Source organism: Agrobacterium sp. LAD9, from assembly GCF_003031125.1.
GTDB lineage: Bacteria > Pseudomonadota > Alphaproteobacteria > Rhizobiales > Rhizobiaceae > Agrobacterium > Agrobacterium radiobacter.
Window position 1 is genome coordinate 275,811 of record NZ_PHGS01000007.1, and the last position, 22,228, is coordinate 298,038.

Here is a 22,228-nt window from a genome sequence, read left to right on the forward strand (position 1 = left end):
ATGACAACAAGCAATCACGCTTTCGTGCGGCAGACCATCGAGGACGCCAGACCCGCGCCCTCGAGCGCGGTCGGCTTCGGTCACTGGCTGCGCACCAAACTCTTCGCCACCCCCAAGGACACGGTCCTGACGGTGATCGCCCTTGCCCTGCTCGCCTATCTGGTGCCGCCGGTCATCAAGTGGCTGTTCATTGACGCGGTGTGGACCGGCAGCGATCGTATCGCCTGCCTGACCGCTTCGCAGGGCGGCGCGCTGCCGGACGGCCAGTCCGGTGCGTGCTGGGCTTTCGTTTCGGCAAAGCTCGGACAATTCGTCTTCGGCCGCTATCCGATCGACGAACGCTGGCGTCCCATCCTCGTGATGGTGACGTTCGCCATCCTGCTGATACCGATGCTGATTCCAAAAGCGCCGTTCAAGCGCCTCAACGCGCTGGTGCTTTTCATCATCCTGCCCTTCATTGCGTTTTTCCTGCTCATCGGCGGCGTCTTTGGCCTGCCGAAGGTGGAAACGCAGCTGTGGGGCGGCCTGATGGTGACGCTCATCCTGTCCTTCTTCGGGATCACCGTGTCGCTCCCCTTCGGCATTCTTCTGGCGCTCGGCCGACGGTCGAACCTGCCGGTCATCAAAATGCTCTGCGTGCTCTTCATCGAAGTCATCAGAGGCATCCCGCTGATCACCGTGCTGTTCTTCGCCAGCATCATGCTGCCGCTGTTCCTGCCCGACGGCTGGACCTTCGACAAGTTCCTGCGCGCGCTAGTCGGCGTGTCGCTCTTCTCATCCGCCTATATGGCGGAGGTGATCCGCGGCGGCCTGCAGGCCATTCCGAAAGGACAATACGAAGGGGCGGATTCGCTCGGCCTGAACTACTGGCAGAAGACGAGACTGATCGTGCTACCGCAGGCGCTTAAGCTCGTCATTCCTGGTATCGTCAACACCTTCATCGGGCTTTTCAAGGACACGTCGCTGGTTTCGATCATCGGCATGTTCGACCTGCTCGGCATTGTCACACTCAACCAATCGGATGCGAACTGGGCGACACCCGTCACCGCAATGACAGGTTATATTTTCGCAGGTTTCGTATTCTGGATATTCTGCTTCGGCATGTCGCGTTATTCGCTGTTCATGGAACGGCACCTCGACACCGGGCATAAACGATAAGGGACGCTCAAAATGGCAGAAACCCAAACAAAAAAACTGGCCGTTTCGACAACGGACGTAGCAATTGAACTCGTCGGCATGAACAAGTGGTATGGCGACTTCCACGTCCTGCGCGACATCAATCTGAAGGTCATGAAAGGCGAGCGCATCGTCATCGCCGGTCCTTCGGGGTCGGGCAAATCGACCATGATCCGTTGCATCAACCGGCTGGAGGAACATCAGTCCGGGCTGATCAACGTTGATGGTATCGAGCTTACCAACGACCTGAAAAAGATCGACGAAGTGCGTCGTGAAGTCGGCATGGTGTTCCAGCACTTCAACCTCTTCCCGCACCTGACGATCCTCGAAAACTGCACGCTGGCGCCGATCTGGGTTCGCAAGATGCCCAAGAAGGAAGCTGAAGAAGTGGCGATGCACTATCTGAAGCGCGTCAAGATCCCCGAGCAGGCGCACAAGTATCCCGGCCAGCTCTCCGGCGGCCAGCAGCAGCGCGTGGCGATTGCCCGCTCGCTCTGCATGAAGCCGAAGATCATGCTGTTCGACGAGCCGACCTCGGCGCTCGACCCGGAAATGGTCAAGGAAGTGCTCGACACCATGGTCAGCCTTGCCGAAGACGGCATGACGATGCTGTGCGTCACCCACGAAATGGGCTTTGCCCGCCAGGTCGCAAACCGCGTCATCTTCATGGACCAGGGCCAGATCGTTGAACAGAATTCGCCCGCCGAATTCTTCGACAATCCGCAGCACGAGCGCACCCGGCTGTTCCTCAGCCAGATTCTGCACTGAGAACTTTTGCCATCAACGCATTATCCAACGGGGCCGTTTCGGCCCCGTTTTTTTATTGCAGAAACAGTTGGCCACACCCACCGTGATCCTCGTCCCTGAGGCGAGGATCCATGGGCGATTAGAGAGCGGATCCTCGCCTCAGGGGCGAGGATGACGGCAAATATGTTCTACCTCATTACTGCCTCGCCGTTAGTTCCAATCCAGCCTACGCTTGTGCTGAGTCGTCGTTTCACAGCCCACATCCAAAGCAACAGGCCTCAAAAATAGCCACAGCCCGACCATTTAACCATTTGTTACGAAACAAGAATCCTTGTTTCTCAGGGCTTCTGGCGGTCCATGTCATTTTTTTGTCAAATCATGCATTTTTCCGCTTGCGGAGCAACGGGAGCCTGACTATAAGGGCGCCACACCACAAGCGCACGCGCCCTTCGTCTATCGGTTAGGACGTCAGATTTTCATTCTGAAAAGAGGGGTTCGACTCCCCTAGGGCGTGCCACTTGCCTTCGTGTTCTTCCCCTTCAAAAATACAAAGCAGCTTCGCAGATCGCGAATTCGTCGCGCGCGATCGATGCGCCGGAACCGATTCCCGGTCGGCACGTTAGAGTGCTGTCCCCCCGATGGAAGGCAAGCCGGATGAAGCGCCAGCGGGCAAATCGACCGGCTTGCCTTTCCCCCTTTGCACAAATCATAGCGTCGGTTCTTTCCGGCGGGCGGCAGATGCCAGCTAAGGGTTGGGAAAAGCACCCCCGGGCCTTCCACGAGGCATGAAGGCATCACCGGCGCGCAGCGATAGCGGCGAAATTTCAAGGCCTTGGCCGGTCCCGGCTCAGTTTTCCACAGCCCTTTCGGCTTCCATAAAAAAACTCGTCGTGAAGCGAAAAAAATCAATTTTTCCGCTTGCGGAGCAACGGGAGCCTGACTATAAGGGCGCCACACCACAAGCGCACGCGCCCTTCGTCTATCGGTTAGGACGTCAGATTTTCATTCTGAAAAGAGGGGTTCGACTCCCCTAGGGCGTGCCACTTGCTTCTCCATAAAAATCAGCAGCCTGCACGAAAATCTTCACGCATCGCGTAAAGACGCATTGGCGTGTCTCGGCCATTCGTCAGAGACAGTGTTCCCAAAATTCAGGGTAAGTTCCAAGGCCCCGTCAGGGCGCGAAAGCCGCGTCCAGAACGCGCAGCTGCACGCGCCTCTGGCCCTGCCACAGATCGGCGCCCACGGTGCCTGCGACGTGAATGTTCCTGCCGCGTGCATTCAGCAGCATCTGCCCCAGAGGCGCTTCTGCAGCGCGAAACGCGATACCGTCCAGCCGCGAGCCGTCCATGGCCTCCAGCGTGATCTTGACGTGAGCTGTACCCACGAGCCGCACGTCGCGCAGGCGATGCGCCGGCACGGCAAAGATCGGCTGCGAGTGGCCTGATCCGTAAGGACCGGCCTGCTCCAACTGGTCGACAAGCTGCAATGTAGCGCCCGAAGCGCCGATGGCGCCGTCGATTTTCAGCACGCTGCTTTCCACCAGCTCATTCACGGTCTTTGCGGCCGCCTCCTCGAAGAAGGTCCTGAGCTTGCCGAGATTGGCGCGCTCCACCGTCAGACCGGCCGCCATGGCATGCCCACCGCCCTTGACCAGCAAGCCAGCCTCCACGGCGGCGCGCACCATGCGCCCCATATCGAAACCGTTGATCGAGCGGCCGGAGCCGGTGCCCTTGCCGGAGGGATCAAAAGCAATGGCAAAAGCCGGGCGGCGGAAACGATCTTTCAGACGCGAGGCGAGCAGGCCGACAATGCCGGGATGCCAGTTTTCCCGGGCGGTGACGATGACGCCCGCACCCGAGCCGTCGCCATATTCGAACAGAGCCTCCGCTTCGGCTTCCGCGAGCATCACCGCTTCCATCGCCTGCCGCTCACGGTTCAGCTCATCCAGCCGCTCCGCGATCACCTCGGCCTGCGAGGAATCATCTATCGTCAGCAGTCGGCTGCCGAGCGCCGCATCGCCGATGCGGCCGCCGGCATTAATGCGCGGCCCGATCAGGAAACCGAAATGATAAGGCGTCACAGGGCCACCAAGCCCCGCCTTCTTGAACAGAGCAGCGAGACCTGCATTGTTCATGTGGCGCGCGGCAATCAGCCCCTTGACCACATAGGCGCGGTTGAGGCCCTTCAGCGGCACCACATCGCATACGGTGGCAAGCGCAACGATATCGAGAAGGGACAGCAGATCGAGCGTGAAGGCCTGCCGGTTCCGCCTGTCCTTCAATAGGCGCAGGGTGGCGACCAGCACGAGGAACACCACGCCTGCCGCACAGAGATGCCCCTGCCCTGAAAGATCGTCCTCGCGGTTGGGATTGACCAGCGCCACCGCCGGCGGCAGCTCCGTGCCGACCTGGTGGTGATCGATCACCACGACATCCGTTCCCGCGTCCCTGGCGGCCTGCAGCGATTCATGGCTGGTTGAGCCGCAATCGACCGTCACGATCAGCGTCGCGCCATTGGCAGCAAGCTGCTGCATCGCCGCCGGGTTCGGCCCGTAGCCCTCAAAAATACGGTCGGGAATATAGATTTCCGGCGTCAGACCGAAATGCGCGAGAAAGCGATACATCAGTGCGGAAGAGGCTGCACCGTCGACATCGTAGTCGCCGAATATCGCCACCTTCTCGCCGGTCTCGATAGCGCGTACCAGCCGCTCGGCGGCCTTCTCGCAATCGGTCAGCATATGCGGATCGGGCATCAGGGAGCGGATGGTCGGATCAAGGAATGCCAGGGCGTCATCGACACCCACCCCGCGTCCGGCAAGAACGCGTGCGATCAATTCGGGAATGGCGTGAATCTGGGACATGGCCAGCGCGCGGTTCTGCCCGGCCTGATCCAGCCGCGATACCCAGCGCTGTTCTGTCGCCGACCGCTCCACGCTTAAAAATGCGCGGGCCACGGTATCGGCCGGCTCCATCATTGCCATCCTGTCCATTCGTCCTGTCATGCGCCTGATCGCGCTCTTAAGACGGGCTAAATGGCGGTGGCGCGTTTTTCAAGCAAAAACGCGCATATGAGGTTTCACACCGAAAAAATCGAGAAAAACGGGCTGACGATCGAGACAGCGCCAACGAGCAGCAGCAGCGAGAAGACGGCGAGCGAACACCAGTTGCGCTCATGCTCCCCCATGTCGAATTCCATAGTGCGAATATTGTCATTGGCATTGTGAGGCCGCGCCCGGTGATGGGCGGCCGCAATGCCAGCGCGCTTATTGTCCTTGAACAGGATGATCGATGTCACGGCCACGCCTCCCTCGCTTGGTGAACAGGATTAACCATAATGCCGAATCGCCTTGTTTTCCAGCGCTTCCGACGCCTTCCCCTCAAATTTTATGGGCGCCGGACCACCGGCGCTATACAGGCAGCCATACAACGAAAAACCGCGCCTCCATATGGAAGCGCGGCTCTCGATGTCATCAAAATAATGAAGCGTCTCAGGTCCGCTCGATGCGGATGACCTGCGGCTCGCTGACGAGATATTTCTCGTTCTTGATGGCCTTCACGGCCTTGCGGATCGCATCTTCCATCGTCGCATGGGTGACGAGGATGATGGTCTGCGGCGCGCCTTCCACATGCACGCGCTGGCGCTGCACGATGGATTCCAGCGAGATGTTGTTATCGGCCATACGGGTGGCGATGGAGGCGAAGACGCCTGCCTGATCCTTCACCGTCAGGCGGATGAAATAACCGCCCTCATGGCTCTTCATCTTGGCGCGGCGATACTCCGACAGCGATTTCGCCGGACGACCGAGGACAGGCACCTGCTGGGCGCCCGGACGGCTCTTGGCGATATCGGCGATGTCACCAAGCACGGCAGACGCCGTGGCGTTGCCACCGGCACCCGGCCCGACCATCAGCAATTCGCCGAGAATGTCGGATTCGATCGCCACCGCATTGGTCACGCCGTCCACCTGGGCAATGACGGAATCGAGCGGCACCATGGTCGGATGCACGCGCTGCTCGATGCCGGATTCGGTCACCTGCGCCACGCCGAGAAGCTTGATGCGGTAACCGAGTTCGGCGGCCGCCTGAATGTCCTCGCTGGAGATATTGGTGATGCCTTCCAGATAGATGTCATCAGCCGAAATCTTGTTACCGAAGGCAAGCGTGGTCAGAATGGCGAGCTTGTGAGCGGTGTCGTTGCCCTCGATATCGAAGGCCGGATCGGCTTCGGCATAACCCAGCCGCTGCGCTTCCTTCAGACAGGCCTCGAAGGACAGCCCTTCCTTCTCCATCTTGGTCAGGATGTAATTGCAGGTGCCGTTCATGATGCCGTAGATGCGCGACACATGGTTGCCGGTCAGGGATTCGCGCAGCGCCTTGATGACGGGGATACCGCCGGCCACCGCCGCTTCGAAATTGAGAAGCGCCCCCTTGTCTTCGGCAATGGTCGCCAGTTCGACGCCATGCTTGGCCAGCAGCGCCTTGTTGGCTGTCACCACATGGAGACCACGGGCGAGTGCGGCCCGCACCGCATTTTCCGCCTGGCCGGAAGCGCCGCCGACCAGTTCGACGAAGACGTCGATATCGGCTTCGCTTGCCATCTGCTCGGGCGTGTCGAACCAGGTAATACCCTTGAGATCGATGCCGCGGTCGCGCGAACGGTCGCGCGCGCTCACCGCAATAATCTCAATCGCGCGTCCGCAGGTAATCGCAAGTTCGTTGCTTCTCTGCTGGAGGATGCGCACGAGCGAAGCGCCGACAGTGCCGAGCCCCGCTATGCCGATTCTCAATGAATCTGCCATGGGTATGTTCCTGATTTGCTGGTGATGGTGGCGGCCGAGGCCCGGCCGCCTTCGGTTGCCCTTATCTGTGGGCGTTAAGCGAAACGACGTTGTGCATCGTTTCGTCTGCGCTCGACAGGAAACGCTTCAGATTGCGCGCTGCCTGACGAATTCGGTGCTCGTTTTCCACGAGCGCGAGACGGACGTAATCATCGCCCATCTCGCCAAAGCCGATGCCGGGAGCAACGGCAATATCGGCCTTCTCGACCAGAAGCTTGGAAAACTCCAGGCTGCCGAGATGGCGGAACTTTTCCGGGATTTTCGCCCAGGCGAACATTGTCGCCGCCGGCGGCGGAACCTCGAAGCCGGCCTTGCCGAACGTGTCGACCATGACATCGCGACGGCGGCGATAGACATTGCGCACTTCGGCAATGTCAGAGCCATCACCGTTCAGCGCATGCGTTGCCGCAACCTGGATCGGCGTGAAGGCGCCGTAGTCGAGATAGGACTTCACACGCGTCAGCGCCGCGATCAGCCGCTCGTTGCCGACGGCAAAGCCCATACGCCAGCCGGGCATGGAGAAGGTCTTCGACATGGAGGTGAATTCCACCGCAACGTCGATTGCACCGGGAACTTCCAGAACCGAAGGCGGCGGATTGTTGTCGTCGAAATAGATCTCCGAATAGGCAAGGTCGGACAACACGATGATCTCGTGCTTCTTCGCAAACGCGATCACGTCCTTGTAGAAATCAAGCGAGGCGACATGCGCCGTCGGGTTCGACGGGTAGTTGACGATCAGCGCCAGCGGCTTCGGGATGGAGTGGCGCACGGCGCGCTCCAGCGGGCCGAAGAAGCTGTCATCAGGCTCGACATTCATCGAACGGATAACGCCGCCCGCCATCAGGAAACCGAAGGCATGGATCGGATAGGTCGGGTTCGGACACAGGATGACGTCGCCCGGCGCGGTGATGGCCTGCGCCATATTGGCGAAGCCTTCCTTGGAGCCGAGGGTCGCGACGACCTGCGTATCGGGGTTCAGCTTCACGCCGAAACGGCGGGCATAATAACCGGCCTGCGCGCGGCGAAGGCCTGGAATGCCCTTGGAGGAGGAATAACGATGGGTACGCGGATCCTGAACGACCTCGCAAAGCTTGTCGACGATCGCCTTGGGGGTCGGAAGGTCGGGATTGCCCATGCCGAGATCGATGATATCGGCCCCGGCCGCTCGCGCGCTCGCTTTCAAACGGTTGACCTGTTCGAAGACGTATTGCGGCAGACGCCGGACCTTATGAAACTCTTCCATCTCTTTCCTCATGGGAATGGACCGGTACTGCCGGTCCATAACGAAGGTTCGTTTTTTGTTGTTAAACGCCGCCGACACGAACCGACCCGGCAGGCGTTATTCATTGTAGCGCAAAGCACGGGAAAACCTACAGGGGTTTTCTCGGCCCACGCCGCATAGCGGCCATCCGCCCGTCCTTCCGTCACGGCCTTTTCAGCCCCTCCGGCATGGCGGATCGCGCACTACGATCAGGGAACTTGCATAACGCCAGATTCTTGGAAAATGCAAGGCAAGCCATGCTCAAGAACGGCCATTCCCGCCCTTCAGCCGCGCTCCCCTGTCACAATTGCGGCGCGGATGACCGAAAGCACGCGCTCCGGCTCGATATTTGTGCAGACGAGCTGGCTCGGATGCCCATCCCAGTCACCGGGCGGAAAGGCGCGGCCATCCGGCTTCTGGATCGTCTGGCCGTCGGCAAGCCCGCCGCAGACGACGCGTACCGGGCCGCTGCGGGTTTCAAAAAGCTCAGGCGCCACAAGATAGACGCAGGCGCAGCTGTCATGCACCACCATGCCGTCGCCGGTGCGGGTCTTGTAGAAATCGATGTAGAACTGCGACAGGTCCGAAAGCAGCTGCACCGGCTTGCCGCCGGCCTTTGCCATGTCAGCCATGAAGGCGCTGGTCATCACCGTTTTCATCGTCACATCGAGACCGACAACGATCACGCGCCAGGGCGCGGTGAAGACGAGATCGGCCGCTTCAGGATCGCCGTGAATATTAGCCTCGGCCGCCGGCGACACATTGCCGTTCATGTCGAAGGCGCCGCCCATGACGATCACTTCCTTCACCAGCGCCGCGAAGTCAGGTTCTTCGCTGAGCGCCAGCGCCAGATTGGTCATGCGGCCGACGGCAATCAGCGTCACCTCACCGGGATTGGCCTTTACCGTCTCGATGATGAAACGATGTGCGGGGCGCGGGTCGAGCGGCAGATCGATGGTCTCAGGGATATCGATATCGCCGAGACCGTTTTCGCCATGGATGAAGGTCGGCCAGTGGCCTTCCTTGCGGGCGGGATCGAAGGTCACGCCGGCGCCCCTGGCGACCGGTGCTGTCATCTGCCATTCCCGCTTCAGGAAGAGCGCATTGCGGGTGGTGATATCAATGGGCGCATTGCCGAAAACGGTGGTGACGCCGATCAGATCGATATCGGGATGGCGGTGCAGGAACAGAAGCGCCATGGCGTCATCCACACCGGGATCCGTATCGAATATCACTTTATGCATAATGCCCTCATCCATATGTCTCAAGCGCCATCCGTCCTTCCGGCGACGCGCCACGGAAACATAACGATAAGCGGCAACACCGCAATCCCCTGCCCGCTGCTGAACGCACAGAAAGAGATTGCGCCGTGGCCCTTTCGGTGAAAGAAGAAGCCCTCTCCTTCGCCTGCCCGGACATTCCCAGTGCAAGACATCGCCCTCAACGTTTTTATCGTTCTCTTCTGCGTCGCCATCTTTGCCGGATTTATCGATTCCATCGCCGGTGGTGGTGGCCTCATCGTCATTCCCGCAATGATGATCATGGGCATCGCCCCACTCGATACGCTCGGCACGAACAAGCTGCAGGCGCAGTTCGGTTCCGCCTCTGCGACCCTTGCCTATGCCAGACGCGGCCATGTGAATCTCAAAGAACAATTGCCGATGGCGCTGATGGCCATGGCCGGCGGAATGCTCGGCGCGCTGACAGCCGCCTTCGTGCCGGCCGATCTCATGCGCGCCATCATGCCGTTCCTGTTGATTGCGATCGCGCTTTATTTTGCCTTCAAGCCGCAGCTCAGCGATGTCGACAGCCACCGCCGCATCACGCCCTTCGTGTTCGGGCTTGCGGTCGCGCCGCTGATCGGTTTTTACGACGGTGTTTTCGGCCCTGGCGCGGGGTCCTTCTACATGCTGGCCTTTGTGGGTCTTGCCGGTTTCGGAATGCTGAAGGCGACCGCCCACACGAAGCTTCTCAACCTCGGTTCGAATTTCGGCGGCTTTCTCGTCTTTGCAATGGGTGGCGCGGTTTTGTGGAAGCTCGGCCTGGCCATGGGGGTCGGCCAGTTCATCGGCGCGCAGATCGGATCCCGTTTCGCGATGAAAAACGGCGCAAAGATCATCCGCCCTCTGCTCGTCCTGTCATGTCTTGCCATGGCGACGAAGCTTCTTGTCGACGCATCATCCGCCTGGTCGATCGCCACTGTCTGGGAAACCATCTTCCCGAAATAAGGGATGGTGGAGCGCCTTTTTTCGTCATTCCGACAATGGGAAGGCGCCCCGCTGCCTCAGCCGGCGGCGCGGCGACGGCGATCGGCGATTTCGCGGATCACCACCATCGCACCCACTAGCTTGTAGGCGGACGAGTAGCACGGCGACATTTCCAGCGACTTGACGACCGTGCGGCCGTTCTGATCTTCCGCATAGGTATATTTCGACGTATCGCCCTTGAAGCAATTGTCGAGCTTTTCCCTGAGATTGTTCTGGAAACGGTGAACGCCGACAAGTTCGGCGATATGGCAGCCGACAAGCCCTTCCGGGGCATTGCGCTGAAATGCATCGAGAGCATTGGCGAAGGAAACGCGGTAGCCGGGGGAAACGATCACCACCGGCTCGTCGAGATCGTTGAGCATATCCTCATCGAGGATCAGATGGCGGTGATGCCACTCCAGAGTGTCTTCGTCCTCGTCACCGACGACCTTCGCCTTTGACGGCATGCCGACGTAGCGATCGACAAGGGTGCGAAGAAGCTCGGAGTTGCGCTGCACGCAGCCAAGGTCTTCCGCCTCGTGGTTGAGGAGATCGATGGCAAAACGGAACTGCTCGCGGATATCTTCGGAGTTTTCTGTCTTGCGTCCGACAACCCGCTCGAGGAGCTGTTCCAGTTCACGTTCCAGCACGGCAATCTTGTCGGCTTCGTTTTTACCAACGGCAGATTGCAGTTCCGTATAACGCAGCCAGAACAACTCAATCAAATCTTTCAACCCAACTCTCCCTGAACGGGCATAACCCCGCTACCTATGCGAACGGATTAAGCCTTTATCCCCTGATTGTAGCGTCTTTGCGCTTAAAAATGACGTAACGAAACGCAGGAACGCCGCGAGGATTGTTGTTCAAAATATCACAGCAGCCGCTAATTTTTCAATTTCGATAATCCATGAACGAAAAATGAGGTTCCGCAAATATGGAAAAGTACCGAAACGCACGATTTTCTCGTCGAATTTCGTGAGAATCGCCGAAAATCCGGCCGCACACGATCCCGTCAAATCTGATGCTTCACGTCCCAGCGGTCGTGATACCACAGCCATTGTCCGGGGTATTCGCGCACCCAGCTTTCCACCTTGTCGTTCAGAAGCTGCGCCGTCGCCTGAATATCGACATTGCCCTTCTCATCGCGCGGAATTTCAACCCTGGGCTCTATTTCCAGCCTGTAGCGATTATCCGGAAGACGCACGCAGCGGGCAGGATAAACATCGCAGTTGAACTGCCGCACCAGCTTGGCGAGAAGCGGATTGGTACGAACCTCAAGGCCGAAAAATTTCGTCGTCAGCCCCTTGCCGAATTTCTGGTCGACGAGCACGCCCACGCCGCCACCCTTTTCCAGCTGTCGCGCCAGCGCGAAGGAAGAGCCGGCATGCGAGGGCACGAGATTACCCATGCGCTCCTTGCGGAAATTGAAAACCTTGTCAGCCACGAAGGGATTGTTGGGCGGCCGGAACAGCACCGTCACATCGAGACCAAAAGCCGAGCCGGCAACCGGCAGCAGCTCGAAATTGCCGCTATGGGCGGTAAAGACGATGAAGGGTCGTGGATTGTCGCGCAGTTCGAGGAAGGTCGAGGTGCCCTCGACCTCGATGCGGCCCGGCTCGTTCTTTTCCGGATCGAAATCGAACAGCCGGTCGAGAAACACATATTCCGCCGCAAGCCGGCCCATATTGGCCCAGCTGTCCATGGCGATCGCAAGCCGCTCTTCCTCTGACTTCTCCGGAAAGGCGCGTGCCAGATTATAAAGCATCAGCTTGTGGCGACCAGTCTTCGGCCCCACCCAGCGCGCCAGCCGGTCGGCGGCGCGAATGCCCGCATCGGCGGGGAAGAGCTTCAGCAGGTTGAGAAGGCCGAAGGCGAATGTCGCGATCAGCCACTGCCGGAAGTGGTCCAGTTTCAGGACGATCCGTGTCAGGAAAAGCTTCAAGACGGTCAATCCATCCGCAGAACGATTTTACCGAACACCTGACGCGTCTCCATACGTTCCAGCGCCCGGTCGATATCGTCGAAGGTGACTTCGGTGTCGATAACAGGATGCACGATGCCACGCGCCATCTTCTGCATGGCGTTGGCCATGTTTTCCATACGGCAGCCGAAGGAGCCGAGCAGCTTCAGCTGCTGCTGGAACAGCATCATCAGGTTGATATCGGTGGAGACACCAGACGTAGAACCGCAGGTGACGAGACGGCCGCCGCGCTTCAGCGAGAACATCGAGCCCGCCCAGGTGTCCTTGCCAACATGTTCGAATACAACGTCGACGCCCTTCTTTTTCGTCAGCTTGCGCACGACGCCTTCGAAACGGTCCGTCCGGTAGTTGATGACGTGGTCGGCGCCCAGAGCCTTCGCCCGTTCGATCTTGTCGTCGGAGCCGACGGTGGTGATGACGGTGCAGCCCATCTTCTTGGCAAGCTGGATCGCCGCCGTGCCGATGCCGGAACCGCCGGCATGCACGAGGATCGTCTCACCGGATTCGAGCTTGGCGTTGTCGAACAGCATGTGCTCGACCGTGCCGAAGGTGACAGGCGCAAGGGCAGCCGCAACGGCATCGACGCCATGCGGCGCCGGCACGAGCTGACGGGCGGGAATATTGATTTTTTCCTGGGCAAAACCATCGAGATGGAAACCGTGAACGCCCTGCACATGTTCGCACAGATTGTCACGGCCTTCGCGGCAGGGTTTACACAGCCCGCAGGTGCGCGCGCCATAGATTGCGACGAGCTGGCCGGGCAGCACGTTCGACACGCCCGGACCGATGGCTTCGACCACGCCGGAGGCTTCCGCACCGATGGTGAGCGGCATCTTGCGCTTGGCGAAAGCCATGCCGCGCCAGCCCCACACATCGATGTGGTTGAGCGCAACCGCCTTGACGCGCAGCGTCACCTCGCCCGGTGCCGGAGCATCCGGTTCGGGCAGGTCCACTTTTTCGAGCTTCCGGTCGTCCACGAGTTGAAGAGCGCGCATATATCAGTCCTTCGCCCGAGGGCGTTTATCTAAAGGGCTATTCCAGCAAACCTCTGTAACGGTTTTGCGGCCGGAATGCGTAATCAAAGAAGCGAGAGCGTTTTCGCAATTCAAGCGAAAACGCTCCTGTTAGTGGTGAAACCGGTCAGGCCGGTTCCCGCGTCATGACAAGGCTTGCATTCTGCCCGCCAAACCCGAAGGAGTTGGAGAGAACCGCGCTCACCTGAGCATCCCGCTTCACATTCGGCACCACGTCGAGCGTGATGGTCGGATCGGGATTGTTGTAGTTGATTGTCGGCGGCAGGGTGCCGGTCAGCATGGTCTGCAGCGAGAACACCGCTTCCACAGCGCCTGCGGCGGTCAAGGTATGGCCAATCATCGACTTGTTGGACGACAGCGGGATGTTCTTCAGGCCCTCGCCGAAGACGGCGAGCATGGAGCCATATTCCATCTTGTCGTTTTCCGGCGTCGAGGTGCCGTGGGCGTTGATATAACCGATATCGCTTTCGGCCACGCCCGCATCGGCAAGTGCCGCGCGGATCGTCGCGATCGCCGGGCCGCCATCGGGCGAAGAGCGTGTGCGGTGGAAGCTGTCGGCCTTTTCGCCGGCGCCCTTGATGATGCCGAGAACCTTCGCGCCGCGTGCAACGGCGGCTTCGAGCGATTCCAGCACCAGCGTCGCCGCACCTTCGGCGATCACGAAACCGTCGCGGTCCTTGCTGAATGGCTTGGAGGCCTTTTCCGGCGGATCGTTCTGGGTCGAAAGCGCCGACAGCAAAGAGAAGCGGATCAGCGCTTCGGCGCTGACAGAACCGTCTGTCGCAACCGTCAGCGCCCGCTCGGTGCGGCCCTGGCGGATTGCTTCGACACCAAGCTGGATCGCGGTCGCGCCGGATGCACAGGCGGTCGAAAGCGTGACCGGCAGGCCGCGCGTGCCAAAACGGTCGGAAAGACGCTCGGAAATCGCGCCGAACAGCGCCGCTTCCTGGAATGCCGGATCGGGACGCTGGCGGAAAGCCGTCAGGAACCGCTCATAGGCGTCACCCGGCTGGGCAGCCGGCGGAGACCGGTCGGCAAGCTCGAAACGGGCGCTCCATTCCGGCTCGATTGGCGGTGCTGCAAGAAAGAGCGGACCGTCGAAATCACCTGATATACCGGCCTGCGCCAGAGCCTCGATGGTGGTCTCACGCGCAAAAGCATAGGAACGCTCGACCGAATTCGGAACCGGGATATCGATGAAATCCACCGTGCCGCTGATCCGCGTCGAAAGCCCCTCGGTCGGGAAACGGGTGATCTTGTGGATGCCCGACTTGCCTGATGTCAGCGCCGCCCAGTTATCGGCAAGCCCCTGCCCGAGCGACGTGATGATGCCCATGCCGGTCACGGCAACGATGGGACGACCGAGATGATCCTTGAAGTTGGAAGTCATGGTCTTTCTCCTCACACGTCACGGGACAGAACGGCGACACCTTCGCCGCGCACATGGCCGACGGTGGTGACGACGGCTTCGCTGGCCGCCTCGCCCATGGGTTTTTCCTCAGCCGCGTCGAAAGCCGGCACCTTCGCGCCGCTTTCAAGGGTCAGCGCCGCGAGCGCCAACCCAAGCGGGAACTGCGCTTCCAGCCCGTGGCCGGTGATACCGCCGAAACCGCGGATGACAGCATTTGGCAGAGCCTTTTCGAGAATGTCCTTCTCGCGGGCCGTCACACCGTCATAACCGCTTGCGCCGGAGAAGATGACAGTGGCTGCGCCGTCCTTGGCAGGGGCAAGCAGACGCTCCATGCGCTTTTCCATCTTGCCTTCGTCACGGCTGCCGCGATCACCCTCGATGGCGTCGATGCGGGCATAAATGCGCGCGCCACGCTCGCTGGCGTGCTTGCGCGATTCCAGCACAAGGAACGCACCGAGAGAACCGGAAACCATGCCGCCGCCGTCCTGGTCACCACGCGACCAGAGCGGCTGCCAGCCGCCCTGCGCATGTGCACCGATGGCTTCAAACAGCAGGATCATGTCGGGACGTTCCGCAGAGAAAGCACCGCCCACCAGCGCGTGGCTCGATTCGCCGGAGCGAATGCGGTGGAATGCGGTTTCGACGGCGGAAATGCCCGCCGCTTCCTCGCCCATGAAAGTGCGGGAAGACCCGGTGACCTTGTGCACGATGGAGATGTTGCCGGCCATCAGGTTGGAAAGCTGGGCGAGAAACAGCGTCGGGCGCAGTTCCGTCGTCAGCTTCTCGTTGAGCAGCTTTTCGCGGTCATTGCGCTTCAGCGCCTCGTCGACGATCAGCGTATCGACATTGATGTCGCGCTCACCACCACCGGCGGCAACGATCATGTCCATTGTGGCGCAGGCTTCGGCATTTTCCTTCAGCCCGGCATCATCGAGCGCCAGACCGGCGGCAAAAACGCCAAGCCGCTGCCAGTTTTCCATCTGGCGCTGGTCGCCGCGCTTCGCAATCTGCGCGGACCAGTCGATCTCAGGCATGGGATGGACCGGATAGGGTTTGAATTTTTCGGTCTCGACAATCGTCGCCGGCGCGGCGGTTCCAGAAAGAAGCGCCACATGCGCCTGGCTGCCAACGCCGTGACAGGTCACGATGCCGACCCCTGTTATCACCACATCATTGTCAGATTTCATCGTCTGTCATCCTTTGCAGCCGGCCCCGCAGAAACGGTCACGGCTATCCACAGCGGTTGCGAACAACCACTTCATGCGTTGCGGAATAAAGCGCGCGATGCGGATTGGCAATGGTGAAGGCCCGATCCGCCGTCGCGAGCCCACGAATTTCGTGCGTCAAAACCGGGCCGACGGGAAAAACGCTCTCCTTCGAAACGGGTGGAAACGCTTATTTCTGCGCATCCGCGGCAATCGCCGCCATCAGGCCGACTTCTTCCGCCCGCTTCTTGACGATAGGCCCGAGCGGAATTTCGCTGAACGGCATGGTGCGCAATTTAAGCTGCGCGTCGCAGACCTTCTTGCCGGCAGAGGTGATCTTCGCCTTGGTGACGGCAAAACCGGAACCGTCATGCTCTAGCACGGCCTCGATGTCGAGAACCGCGCCCGGCTCCACGAAGGTGCGCATCTTGGCGCCGTCGACCGACATCAGGAACGGCATGGACGCAAAATCGCTGAAGGCCAGAACCAGCATGCCGGAAGCCTGCGCCATGGTTTCGATCAGCAGCACGCCCGGAACCAGCGGCATGCCGGGGAAGTGACCTTCGAATACCGGGCTCTGGTCGGGAACGATCGATTGCGCCTTCAACGTGCACGTCGCCATGTCCACGGCCTCGACCTTGTCGATCATCTGAAAATATTCAAGCAGCATCTGTCCGGCCCGTCTCTGGTCGGTTGCGACCCGCCTTTACAGGCTGGGTCCAGAAAGAAAAATGCCCGCCTGAAGCGGGCATCGTTGCTTCAGCCCTTGGCTGCGCGCAATTCATCGATCTTGGCACAGAGGTTCTTCAGCACGAAATATTCTTCGGTGGAAACCTTGCCTTCGTTGACTTCCTGCGTCCACTGCTCGAGCGGAATCTTGATGCCGAATTCCTTGTCGATCGCAAAAACGATATCAAGAAAGTCGAGGCTGTCGATGCCCAGATCGTCGATCGTGTGGCTCTCCGGCGTAATGGTTTCGCGGTCGATTTCGCTGGTTTCGGCGATAATGTCGGCAACCTTGTCGAATGTAGCTGTCACGCCCATAATCCTTATTGTCGTTCGTATGAATTATCCTGTCTGACGCACCACATAGGCAAGTCGCACAAAAAAGCCAATGGTTTCGTGACGTAACTTTGTAATTTGCCCCAAAACTGTTGCCTAAACAGCAACCGAATGACGGCCGCGTCCGTTACCGAGATAGGTGTCGAAGATTGCCGCGATGTTACGCACGAACGGCTTTCCAGCCTCCGTCACGGCAAAAATATCGGCATCCAGCCGCACCACGCCATCCCGGTCGCCTGCGGCGAACAGCTGTGCCTGATCCCTCACGGAATGGCTCACCTTGCCGAAACGGTGCTGCAATTCCGAAAGATCGATCGAAAAATCGCACATCAGCCGCTCGATGACGTGCGAGCGCAGATGATCCTCCTCCGACAGTTCAATGCCCTTGACGACGGCAAGACCGCCCTCGCCCGCCATACGCTGATATTCCCCCGTCGCCACCATGTTCTGCACATAACCCTGCGGCAGCCTGCCGATCGACGATGCACCGAGCCCGATTAGCGCATCGGCGGTGTCGGTCGTGTAGCCCTGGAAATTCCGTCGCAGCGCGCCCGCTTCTGCGGTCTGGCATAATGTATCGGTCGGCTTGGCGAAATGGTCGATGCCGATCGCCTTGTAGCCTGCCTGTTTCAGCATCTCGCCCGCCATCGTCATCTGGCGGTAGCGCTCGGCAATATCCGGAAGCGCGTGTTCGGGGATCAGCGACTGGTGTTTTTTCATCCAGGGAACATGGGCATAACCGAAAAGCGCGATGCGATCGGGATCGAGCGACACGATCTGGTTGACGGTCCTTTCCAATGTCTCACAGGTCTGGAACGGCAGCCCATAGAGGATGTCGCAGTTGACCGAATGCACGCCCCTCGCCCGAACGGCATCCACGACGGATTTCGTCTGTTCGAAGGACTGGATGCGGTTGATGGTTTTTTGCACTTTGTCATCGAAGTCCTGAACGCCCAGGCTCGCCCGCGACATGCCGATGGCGGCAAGCGCATCATAGCGGCTGTCGTCCAGATCATTGGGGTCCATCTCGACGCTGATTTCAGGTGCGAGCCCGAAGGTGAAGTGACGCCGCAGACAGTCCATCAGGCTCTGCATATCCTCCGGCTTCAGCATGGTGGGCGAACCGCCGCCGAAATGGACAGCACTCACCACCGCATCAGGCGAAACAAGCGCGCCAACCGCCGCAATCTCCTGCTTAAGTGCTTCAAGATAAACTGCAATCGGCTCGTATTTCAGCGTGTGCTTGGTGTGACAGGCGCAGAACCAGCACAGCCGGTCGCAATAGGGAATATGCAGATAAAGCGATATGCGATTCCTGTGGCCAAGCGCGCCGAGCCAGCCGTGATAGGTGCCATTATCGATTCCCTCGTGGAAATGCGGCGCGGTCGGATAGCTCGTGTAACGCGGCACTGCACCCGAATATTTGTGAAGAAGTTCGGTATTCATCACCCGATTTGCCTTTTATCAAGAAAATGTCGATTTCCTCTCTTTCAGTAACGGCTGCGACAGTTTGCAACTTTGACTTCAATCAAATTGCGCCATAAGTTCTTGCTAAAGTAGACGCGGGGACGACGGCTACATGGCGCAAGCCTTCAAAGAGACCGTATTTGATACCCACGGTCGCAATCGTCCCGAAAAGCCAGCACTGGAAAAGGCTTATGGACACGCTGCAGAAGACCATCCACAATTCGGAAGAGCCCGTTGTTTGCCGCTCCTGCGAGGCGCGTCACGGCGGTCTTTGCAGCACGCTGACACCACAGCAGCTCTGCGATCTCAACCGCCATTCCAGCCGCAAAAAACTGGAAGCCGGCAACGAGCTTCTCGGCCAGGGCGAACTCGTCACCTCCTATGGCAATATCCTGAAGGGCGTGGTGAAGCTGTCGAAAATGATGTCGGATGGCCGTCAGCAGATCGTCGGCCTGCAATTCGCACCGGATTTCCTCGGCCGTCCGTTCCTGGCGGAAAGCAAGATGACGGCAGAAGCCGCAACCGATGTGGAGATTTGTCTCTTTCCGCGCCGCGTTGTCGACCGCATGGTGTCCGAAGTGCCTGACATGGAACGCAAGCTTCACAACCAGTCCCTGAAGGAACTGGACGAGGCGCGTGACTGGATGCTGACGCTGGGTCGCAAATCGGCACAGGAAAAGGTTGCCAGCTTCCTTTATATGATCGCCACCCATATCGACCCGGAAAACGACGACAAATCCTGTTTCGACCTGCCGCTTTCACGCGCCGACATCGCCGATTTCCTTGGCCTTACCATCGAAACGGTTAGCCGGCAAATGACCAAGCTGCGCAAGGAAGGCATTATCCGCATCGAGAACAACCGTCACATCACGGTGCCTGATCTCGACGTGCTGAGCGAAGCCGCCGGCAACGACTGACGGAATTTGCCCTCTCACTGCCCCTGAAGTGCAGGTGTCCCGAAATTGATGTGCGGCGCCCGCGCCTGTGCGGGTGCGAGCGCAAAACCGGCAAGAACCAGCAAAGCGGCGATGCATTTCATGATATTTCACCCCGTGCCCCGCTTTTTCAGCGGCCTGTTTGTTATGGCTGCATCATAGCGGCAAACCTCATCCATCCGCTTAACATCTTGGGTAAGCGGATGGTTCAAAGGCAGGGTAAAGAAGGGGTTACAAGCTCGGCATCGCCGCATGTTTCTTCTCTCCGCCAGAGAGAAGAAACAAAGCACACCCGCTCGCTCCATAGGGAATCGACCGTTTGGGGGGCATGTCTTGTCAACAAAGATGGTCTGGCCAGTCTCTGAAACCGCGCAAAATACGCGGCATGATCTCACTGCGAGGCTGCAGGCGTCGCAACCGGCTTCTGGTTTTCGGCAAGCGCCCGCAGCTCGGCCACCCGGCGCTTGTATTCGGCTTCCGAAATCTGGCCGTTGCGCCGTGCCGCACCGAGGCGCGACAGGCTCGATTCCATGGTGGAGGCCTCATCGTCACCCATCTGGGTGCCCGCGGCCGTCAGCGGCTGCGAGAAGGTCGGATAGGTGTCGGTGTCGCGCTTCTGGCTCACCGCATTGTCGCTGACGGGGCGCGGACCGACGATTTCAGTCGTCGGACGGCGCATATGGGCGGGCGCAACGATCGGCTCCGGGGCCTTGCAGGCTGCAAGCGCGGTGACGAGCAAGGTGCCGGAGAGCGAAAGAACAGCGATTCTCGCGGCGTTTTCCGCATATGTTCCCCATGTGCCCATGTGCTTGCCCATCGTCATGTTCCGCCTGTAAGGATATCGCCGATATCGAATTCGACTGCGGTTCGGCCCTTTGCGGCCTCCCCTTGCTGGTGGAACTTGTATTCGTTTTCATGCAGAATGTGCAAACACAAATTTGGTGGAGGATGGCGCATGGCAGGTGTTGACGGCGGGGCAGAGAAAAAGGGTGGAAAAACGCCCGGTTTCGACGCTACTTCCGCCGAAGCCTACCTGATCCGCGACCCGGAAACCTTCGCGATCAATATCGCCCGCGCGCTCGAGAATCTCGGCAAGGCCGCCTCCGAATGGCTGGCGCCGCGCGAACGCGGCGAAATCCCCCAGGCAAGCGCTGATCCCGTGACCGATCTGGTCAAGACGCTCTCCGATGTCGCCGAATACTGGATGGCCGAACCGAAGCGCTCGCTCGAAGCGCAGACCCATCTGCTTTCCAGCTATTACGATCTGTGGGCTAAATCGGTGGCGCAGTTTTCCAATGACGCCGATTCGGCTTCGGAAAAACCCGCCGAAAGCGGTCCTGCCGAACGCAGGAGCAGGCGTTTTGCCGATGCCGACTGGCAGGCCAATCCCTTCTTCGATTTTCTCCTGAAAGCCTACCAGACCACCGTCGGTTTTGCCGACCGGATGGTGACGGAAGCCGAAGGCCTTGACGAACATACCCGCACCAAGGCGCTGTTCTATATGCGGCAGGTAACGGAGGCGCTTTCGCCAGCCAATTTCGTCTTCACCAATCCACAGGTCTTCCGCGAGACGGTGGCTTCCAGCGGCGCCAATCTCGTCAAGGGCATGGCGCAGCTGGCGGAAGATGTCGCAGCCGGCAATGGCCACCTGAAACTGCGCCAGACCGATTACAGCAAATTCGTCATCGGCCAGAATATCGCCGTCACGCCGGGCAAGGTGGTGGCGAAAAGCCCGCTCTGCGAAATCATCCATTATGCGCCGACGACGCAGAAGGCTTTCAAGCGGCCGCTGCTGATCGTGCCGCCATGGATCAACAAATTCTACATTCTCGATCTCAACCCACAGAAATCCTTCGTCGGCTGGTGCCTTGAGCAGGGCCACAGCGTGTTCATGGTCTCCTGGATCAATCCGGATGCCCGTCTGGCCGAGAAGGGCTGGGACGATTACATCCGCGAAGGCATCAATTTTGCACTGGATACCATCGAGGAGCGGACCGGTGAAAGGCAAATCAACGCCATAGGTTATTGCGTCGGCGGTACGCTTTTATCCTCGGCGCTGGCGCTGCATGCGCAGGAAGGCGATGAACGCATCCGTAGCGCCACGCTGCTGGCCGCCCAGACCGATTTCATCCATGCCGGCGACCTCAAGGTCTTCATTGACGAAGGCCAGCTGGCGGCGCTGGACAAGCACATGCAGGCGGTCGGTTATCTCGACGGCTCGATCATGGCGACCGTCTTCAACATGCTGCGCGCCTCCGATCTCATCTGGCCCTATGTGGTCGATAATTACCTGCGCGGCAACGAGCCCCTGCCCTTCGACCTGCTCTACTGGAACTCCGATTCGACCCGGGTGACCGCCGCCAGCCACTCGTTTTATCTGCGCAATTGTTATCTCGAGAACAATCTCGCGCGTGGACTGATACGCGTTGCCGGCAAACGGATCAATCTCGGCGACATCAAGATTCCCGTCTATGATCTCGCCACCCGCGACGACCATATCGCGCCGGCGAAATCGGTCTTCACGGGCGCGGCGCTGTTTGGCGGGTCGGTGGAATTCGTGCTCGGCGCTTCCGGCCACATTGCCGGCGTCGTCAACCCGCCGCAGCTTGAGAAATACCAATATTGGACAGGTCCATCACCGGCCGGAGACTTCGACGCCTGGCAGGCCGCCGCCACGGCCCATAAGGGCTCGTGGTGGGTGCACTGGCAGAGCTGGATCGAAAACCAGAGTGCCGAAAAGGTGAAGGCGCGAAAACCGGGGGATGGCAAGCGCCCGGTGCTCGGCGATGCGCCGGGAACCTATGTTCTTTTGTAGGATATCGGTGAAAAAGATGACCAGTACACGGCAGAAAGGCGTCTTCCACCG

19 protein-coding genes and 2 tRNA genes are annotated in these 22,228 nt (G+C 59.5%); 7 read left to right on the top strand and 14 right to left on the bottom strand.

Annotation, left to right across the window (positions count from 1 at the left end; all coding sequences use genetic code 11):
• The 4 genes from DA915_RS08015 to DA915_RS08030 all read left to right on the top strand — a co-directional run bounded on the left by DA915_RS08015 (nucleotide 1) and on the right by DA915_RS08030 (nucleotide 2,966).
• Entirely contained in the window at nucleotides 1-1,158 is a 1,158-nt protein-coding gene (locus tag DA915_RS08015) for an amino acid ABC transporter permease (protein ID WP_003502867.1), read from the top strand.
• A 12-nt stretch (nucleotides 1,159-1,170) separates the two neighbouring features.
• Complete coding sequence (locus DA915_RS08020) at nucleotides 1,171-1,944, top strand: amino acid ABC transporter ATP-binding protein (protein WP_003502869.1); 774 nt, start codon at nucleotides 1,171-1,173, stop codon at nucleotides 1,942-1,944.
• A gap of 421 nt (nucleotides 1,945-2,365) precedes the next feature.
• Nucleotides 2,366-2,440, top strand: a tRNA-Glu gene (locus DA915_RS08025).
• A gap of 451 nt (nucleotides 2,441-2,891) precedes the next feature.
• A tRNA-Glu gene (locus DA915_RS08030) sits at nucleotides 2,892-2,966 on the top strand.
• 128 nt (nucleotides 2,967-3,094) lie between these two features.
• Here DA915_RS08030 and recJ read toward each other — a convergent pair.
• The 5 genes from recJ to DA915_RS08055 all read right to left on the bottom strand — a co-directional run bounded on the left by recJ (nucleotide 3,095) and on the right by DA915_RS08055 (nucleotide 9,265).
• A complete protein-coding gene (gene recJ, locus DA915_RS08035) occupies nucleotides 3,095-4,903 on the bottom strand; it encodes a single-stranded-DNA-specific exonuclease RecJ (RefSeq protein ID WP_080570139.1) in 1,809 nt (602 codons plus the stop codon).
• 95 nt (nucleotides 4,904-4,998) lie between these two features.
• On the bottom strand, nucleotides 4,999-5,223 hold the full coding sequence (locus tag DA915_RS28845) for a hypothetical protein (RefSeq protein WP_035212441.1): 225 nt from the start codon (nucleotides 5,221-5,223) through the stop codon (nucleotides 4,999-5,001).
• A 187-nt stretch (nucleotides 5,224-5,410) separates the two neighbouring features.
• Nucleotides 5,411-6,721 carry a homoserine dehydrogenase gene (locus DA915_RS08045; RefSeq protein ID WP_020012584.1) on the bottom strand — a complete coding sequence of 437 codons (1,311 nt, stop codon included), beginning with the start codon at nucleotides 6,719-6,721 and terminating at the stop codon, nucleotides 5,411-5,413.
• Between the two features lie 61 nt (nucleotides 6,722-6,782).
• Nucleotides 6,783-8,003 carry an LL-diaminopimelate aminotransferase gene (locus tag DA915_RS08050; protein ID WP_003502876.1) on the bottom strand — a complete coding sequence of 407 codons (1,221 nt, stop codon included), beginning with the start codon at nucleotides 8,001-8,003 and terminating at the stop codon, nucleotides 6,783-6,785.
• Nucleotides 8,004-8,305: 302 nt separating this feature from the next.
• On the bottom strand, nucleotides 8,306-9,265 hold the full coding sequence (locus DA915_RS08055) for a nucleoside hydrolase (RefSeq protein WP_031233911.1): 960 nt from the start codon (nucleotides 9,263-9,265) through the stop codon (nucleotides 8,306-8,308).
• Between the two features lie 180 nt (nucleotides 9,266-9,445).
• On the opposite strand from DA915_RS08055, the gene DA915_RS08060 reads away from it, so the two are divergent.
• Entirely contained in the window at nucleotides 9,446-10,249 is an 804-nt protein-coding gene (locus tag DA915_RS08060) for a TSUP family transporter (protein WP_003502879.1), read from the top strand.
• Nucleotides 10,250-10,305: 56 nt separating this feature from the next.
• Here the strand turns inward: DA915_RS08060 and DA915_RS08065 are convergent, their stop codons facing one another.
• From DA915_RS08065 to hemN, 8 genes are all read right to left on the bottom strand, one after another.
• The gene (locus DA915_RS08065) at nucleotides 10,306-11,001 is read right to left on the bottom strand and encodes a hypothetical protein (RefSeq protein WP_003502880.1); all 696 of its coding nucleotides are present in this window, start codon (nucleotides 10,999-11,001) and stop codon (nucleotides 10,306-10,308) included.
• A 278-nt stretch (nucleotides 11,002-11,279) separates the two neighbouring features.
• Nucleotides 11,280-12,209 (bottom strand): lipid A biosynthesis lauroyl acyltransferase, encoded by a 930-nt coding sequence (locus DA915_RS08070; RefSeq protein WP_003502881.1) that lies wholly within the window; start codon nucleotides 12,207-12,209, stop codon nucleotides 11,280-11,282.
• A 5-nt stretch (nucleotides 12,210-12,214) separates the two neighbouring features.
• The gene (locus DA915_RS08075) at nucleotides 12,215-13,243 is read right to left on the bottom strand and encodes a zinc-binding dehydrogenase (protein ID WP_003502882.1); all 1,029 of its coding nucleotides are present in this window, start codon (nucleotides 13,241-13,243) and stop codon (nucleotides 12,215-12,217) included.
• 145 nt (nucleotides 13,244-13,388) lie between these two features.
• On the bottom strand, nucleotides 13,389-14,672 hold the full coding sequence (locus DA915_RS08080) for a beta-ketoacyl-ACP synthase (protein ID WP_003502883.1): 1,284 nt from the start codon (nucleotides 14,670-14,672) through the stop codon (nucleotides 13,389-13,391).
• A gap of 11 nt (nucleotides 14,673-14,683) precedes the next feature.
• The gene (locus DA915_RS08085) at nucleotides 14,684-15,880 is read right to left on the bottom strand and encodes a beta-ketoacyl-ACP synthase (protein ID WP_107675573.1); all 1,197 of its coding nucleotides are present in this window, start codon (nucleotides 15,878-15,880) and stop codon (nucleotides 14,684-14,686) included.
• A gap of 208 nt (nucleotides 15,881-16,088) precedes the next feature.
• Complete coding sequence (locus tag DA915_RS08090) at nucleotides 16,089-16,568, bottom strand: 3-hydroxyacyl-ACP dehydratase FabZ family protein (protein WP_107675574.1); 480 nt, start codon at nucleotides 16,566-16,568, stop codon at nucleotides 16,089-16,091.
• A gap of 89 nt (nucleotides 16,569-16,657) precedes the next feature.
• Entirely contained in the window at nucleotides 16,658-16,942 is a 285-nt protein-coding gene (locus tag DA915_RS08095) for an acyl carrier protein (protein ID WP_003495848.1), read from the bottom strand.
• A gap of 114 nt (nucleotides 16,943-17,056) precedes the next feature.
• The gene (gene hemN, locus DA915_RS08100) at nucleotides 17,057-18,406 is read right to left on the bottom strand and encodes an oxygen-independent coproporphyrinogen III oxidase (protein ID WP_107675575.1); all 1,350 of its coding nucleotides are present in this window, start codon (nucleotides 18,404-18,406) and stop codon (nucleotides 17,057-17,059) included.
• Between the two features lie 212 nt (nucleotides 18,407-18,618).
• Here hemN and fnrN point away from each other — a divergent pair, with 212 nt between their 5' ends.
• Nucleotides 18,619-19,344 (top strand): transcriptional regulator FnrN, encoded by a 726-nt coding sequence (gene fnrN, locus DA915_RS08105; protein WP_003502897.1) that lies wholly within the window; start codon nucleotides 18,619-18,621, stop codon nucleotides 19,342-19,344.
• A gap of 409 nt (nucleotides 19,345-19,753) precedes the next feature.
• On the opposite strand, the gene DA915_RS08110 is transcribed toward fnrN, so the two are convergent.
• The gene (locus DA915_RS08110; RefSeq protein WP_223564854.1) at nucleotides 19,754-20,179 is read right to left on the bottom strand and encodes a hypothetical protein; all 426 of its coding nucleotides are present in this window, start codon (nucleotides 20,177-20,179) and stop codon (nucleotides 19,754-19,756) included.
• Nucleotides 20,180-20,317: 138 nt separating this feature from the next.
• Here DA915_RS08110 and DA915_RS08115 point away from each other — a divergent pair, with 138 nt between their 5' ends.
• Nucleotides 20,318-22,177 carry an alpha/beta hydrolase gene (locus DA915_RS08115; protein WP_107675576.1) on the top strand — a complete coding sequence of 620 codons (1,860 nt, stop codon included), beginning with the start codon at nucleotides 20,318-20,320 and terminating at the stop codon, nucleotides 22,175-22,177.
• Nucleotides 22,178-22,228: the final 51 nt, after the last annotated feature.

Coding starts and splice junctions, on each gene's coding strand:
- DA915_RS08015 (WP_003502867.1), top strand. CDS start 1: ATGACAACAAGCAATCACGCTTTCGTGCGGCAGACCATCGAGGACGCC.
- DA915_RS08020 (WP_003502869.1), top strand. CDS start 1,171: ATGGCAGAAACCCAAACAAAAAAACTGGCCGTTTCGACAACGGACGTA.
- recJ (WP_080570139.1), bottom strand. CDS start 4,903: ATGGCAATGATGGAGCCGGCCGATACCGTGGCCCGCGCATTTTTAAGC.
- DA915_RS08045 (WP_020012584.1), bottom strand. CDS start 6,721: ATGGCAGATTCATTGAGAATCGGCATAGCGGGGCTCGGCACTGTCGGC.
- DA915_RS08050 (WP_003502876.1), bottom strand. CDS start 8,003: ATGGAAGAGTTTCATAAGGTCCGGCGTCTGCCGCAATACGTCTTCGAA.
- DA915_RS08055 (WP_031233911.1), bottom strand. CDS start 9,265: ATGCATAAAGTGATATTCGATACGGATCCCGGTGTGGATGACGCCATG.
- DA915_RS08075 (WP_003502882.1), bottom strand. CDS start 13,243: ATGCGCGCTCTTCAACTCGTGGACGACCGGAAGCTCGAAAAAGTGGAC.
- DA915_RS08080 (WP_003502883.1), bottom strand. CDS start 14,672: ATGACTTCCAACTTCAAGGATCATCTCGGTCGTCCCATCGTTGCCGTG.
- DA915_RS08085 (WP_107675573.1), bottom strand. CDS start 15,880: ATGAAATCTGACAATGATGTGGTGATAACAGGGGTCGGCATCGTGACC.
- DA915_RS08090 (WP_107675574.1), bottom strand. CDS start 16,568: ATGCTGCTTGAATATTTTCAGATGATCGACAAGGTCGAGGCCGTGGAC.
- DA915_RS08095 (WP_003495848.1), bottom strand. CDS start 16,942: ATGGGCGTGACAGCTACATTCGACAAGGTTGCCGACATTATCGCCGAA.
- hemN (WP_107675575.1), bottom strand. CDS start 18,406: ATGAATACCGAACTTCTTCACAAATATTCGGGTGCAGTGCCGCGTTAC.
- fnrN (WP_003502897.1), top strand. CDS start 18,619: ATGGACACGCTGCAGAAGACCATCCACAATTCGGAAGAGCCCGTTGTT.
- DA915_RS08110 (WP_223564854.1), bottom strand. CDS start 20,179: ATGGGCAAGCACATGGGCACATGGGGAACATATGCGGAAAACGCCGCG.
- DA915_RS08115 (WP_107675576.1), top strand. CDS start 20,318: ATGGCAGGTGTTGACGGCGGGGCAGAGAAAAAGGGTGGAAAAACGCCC.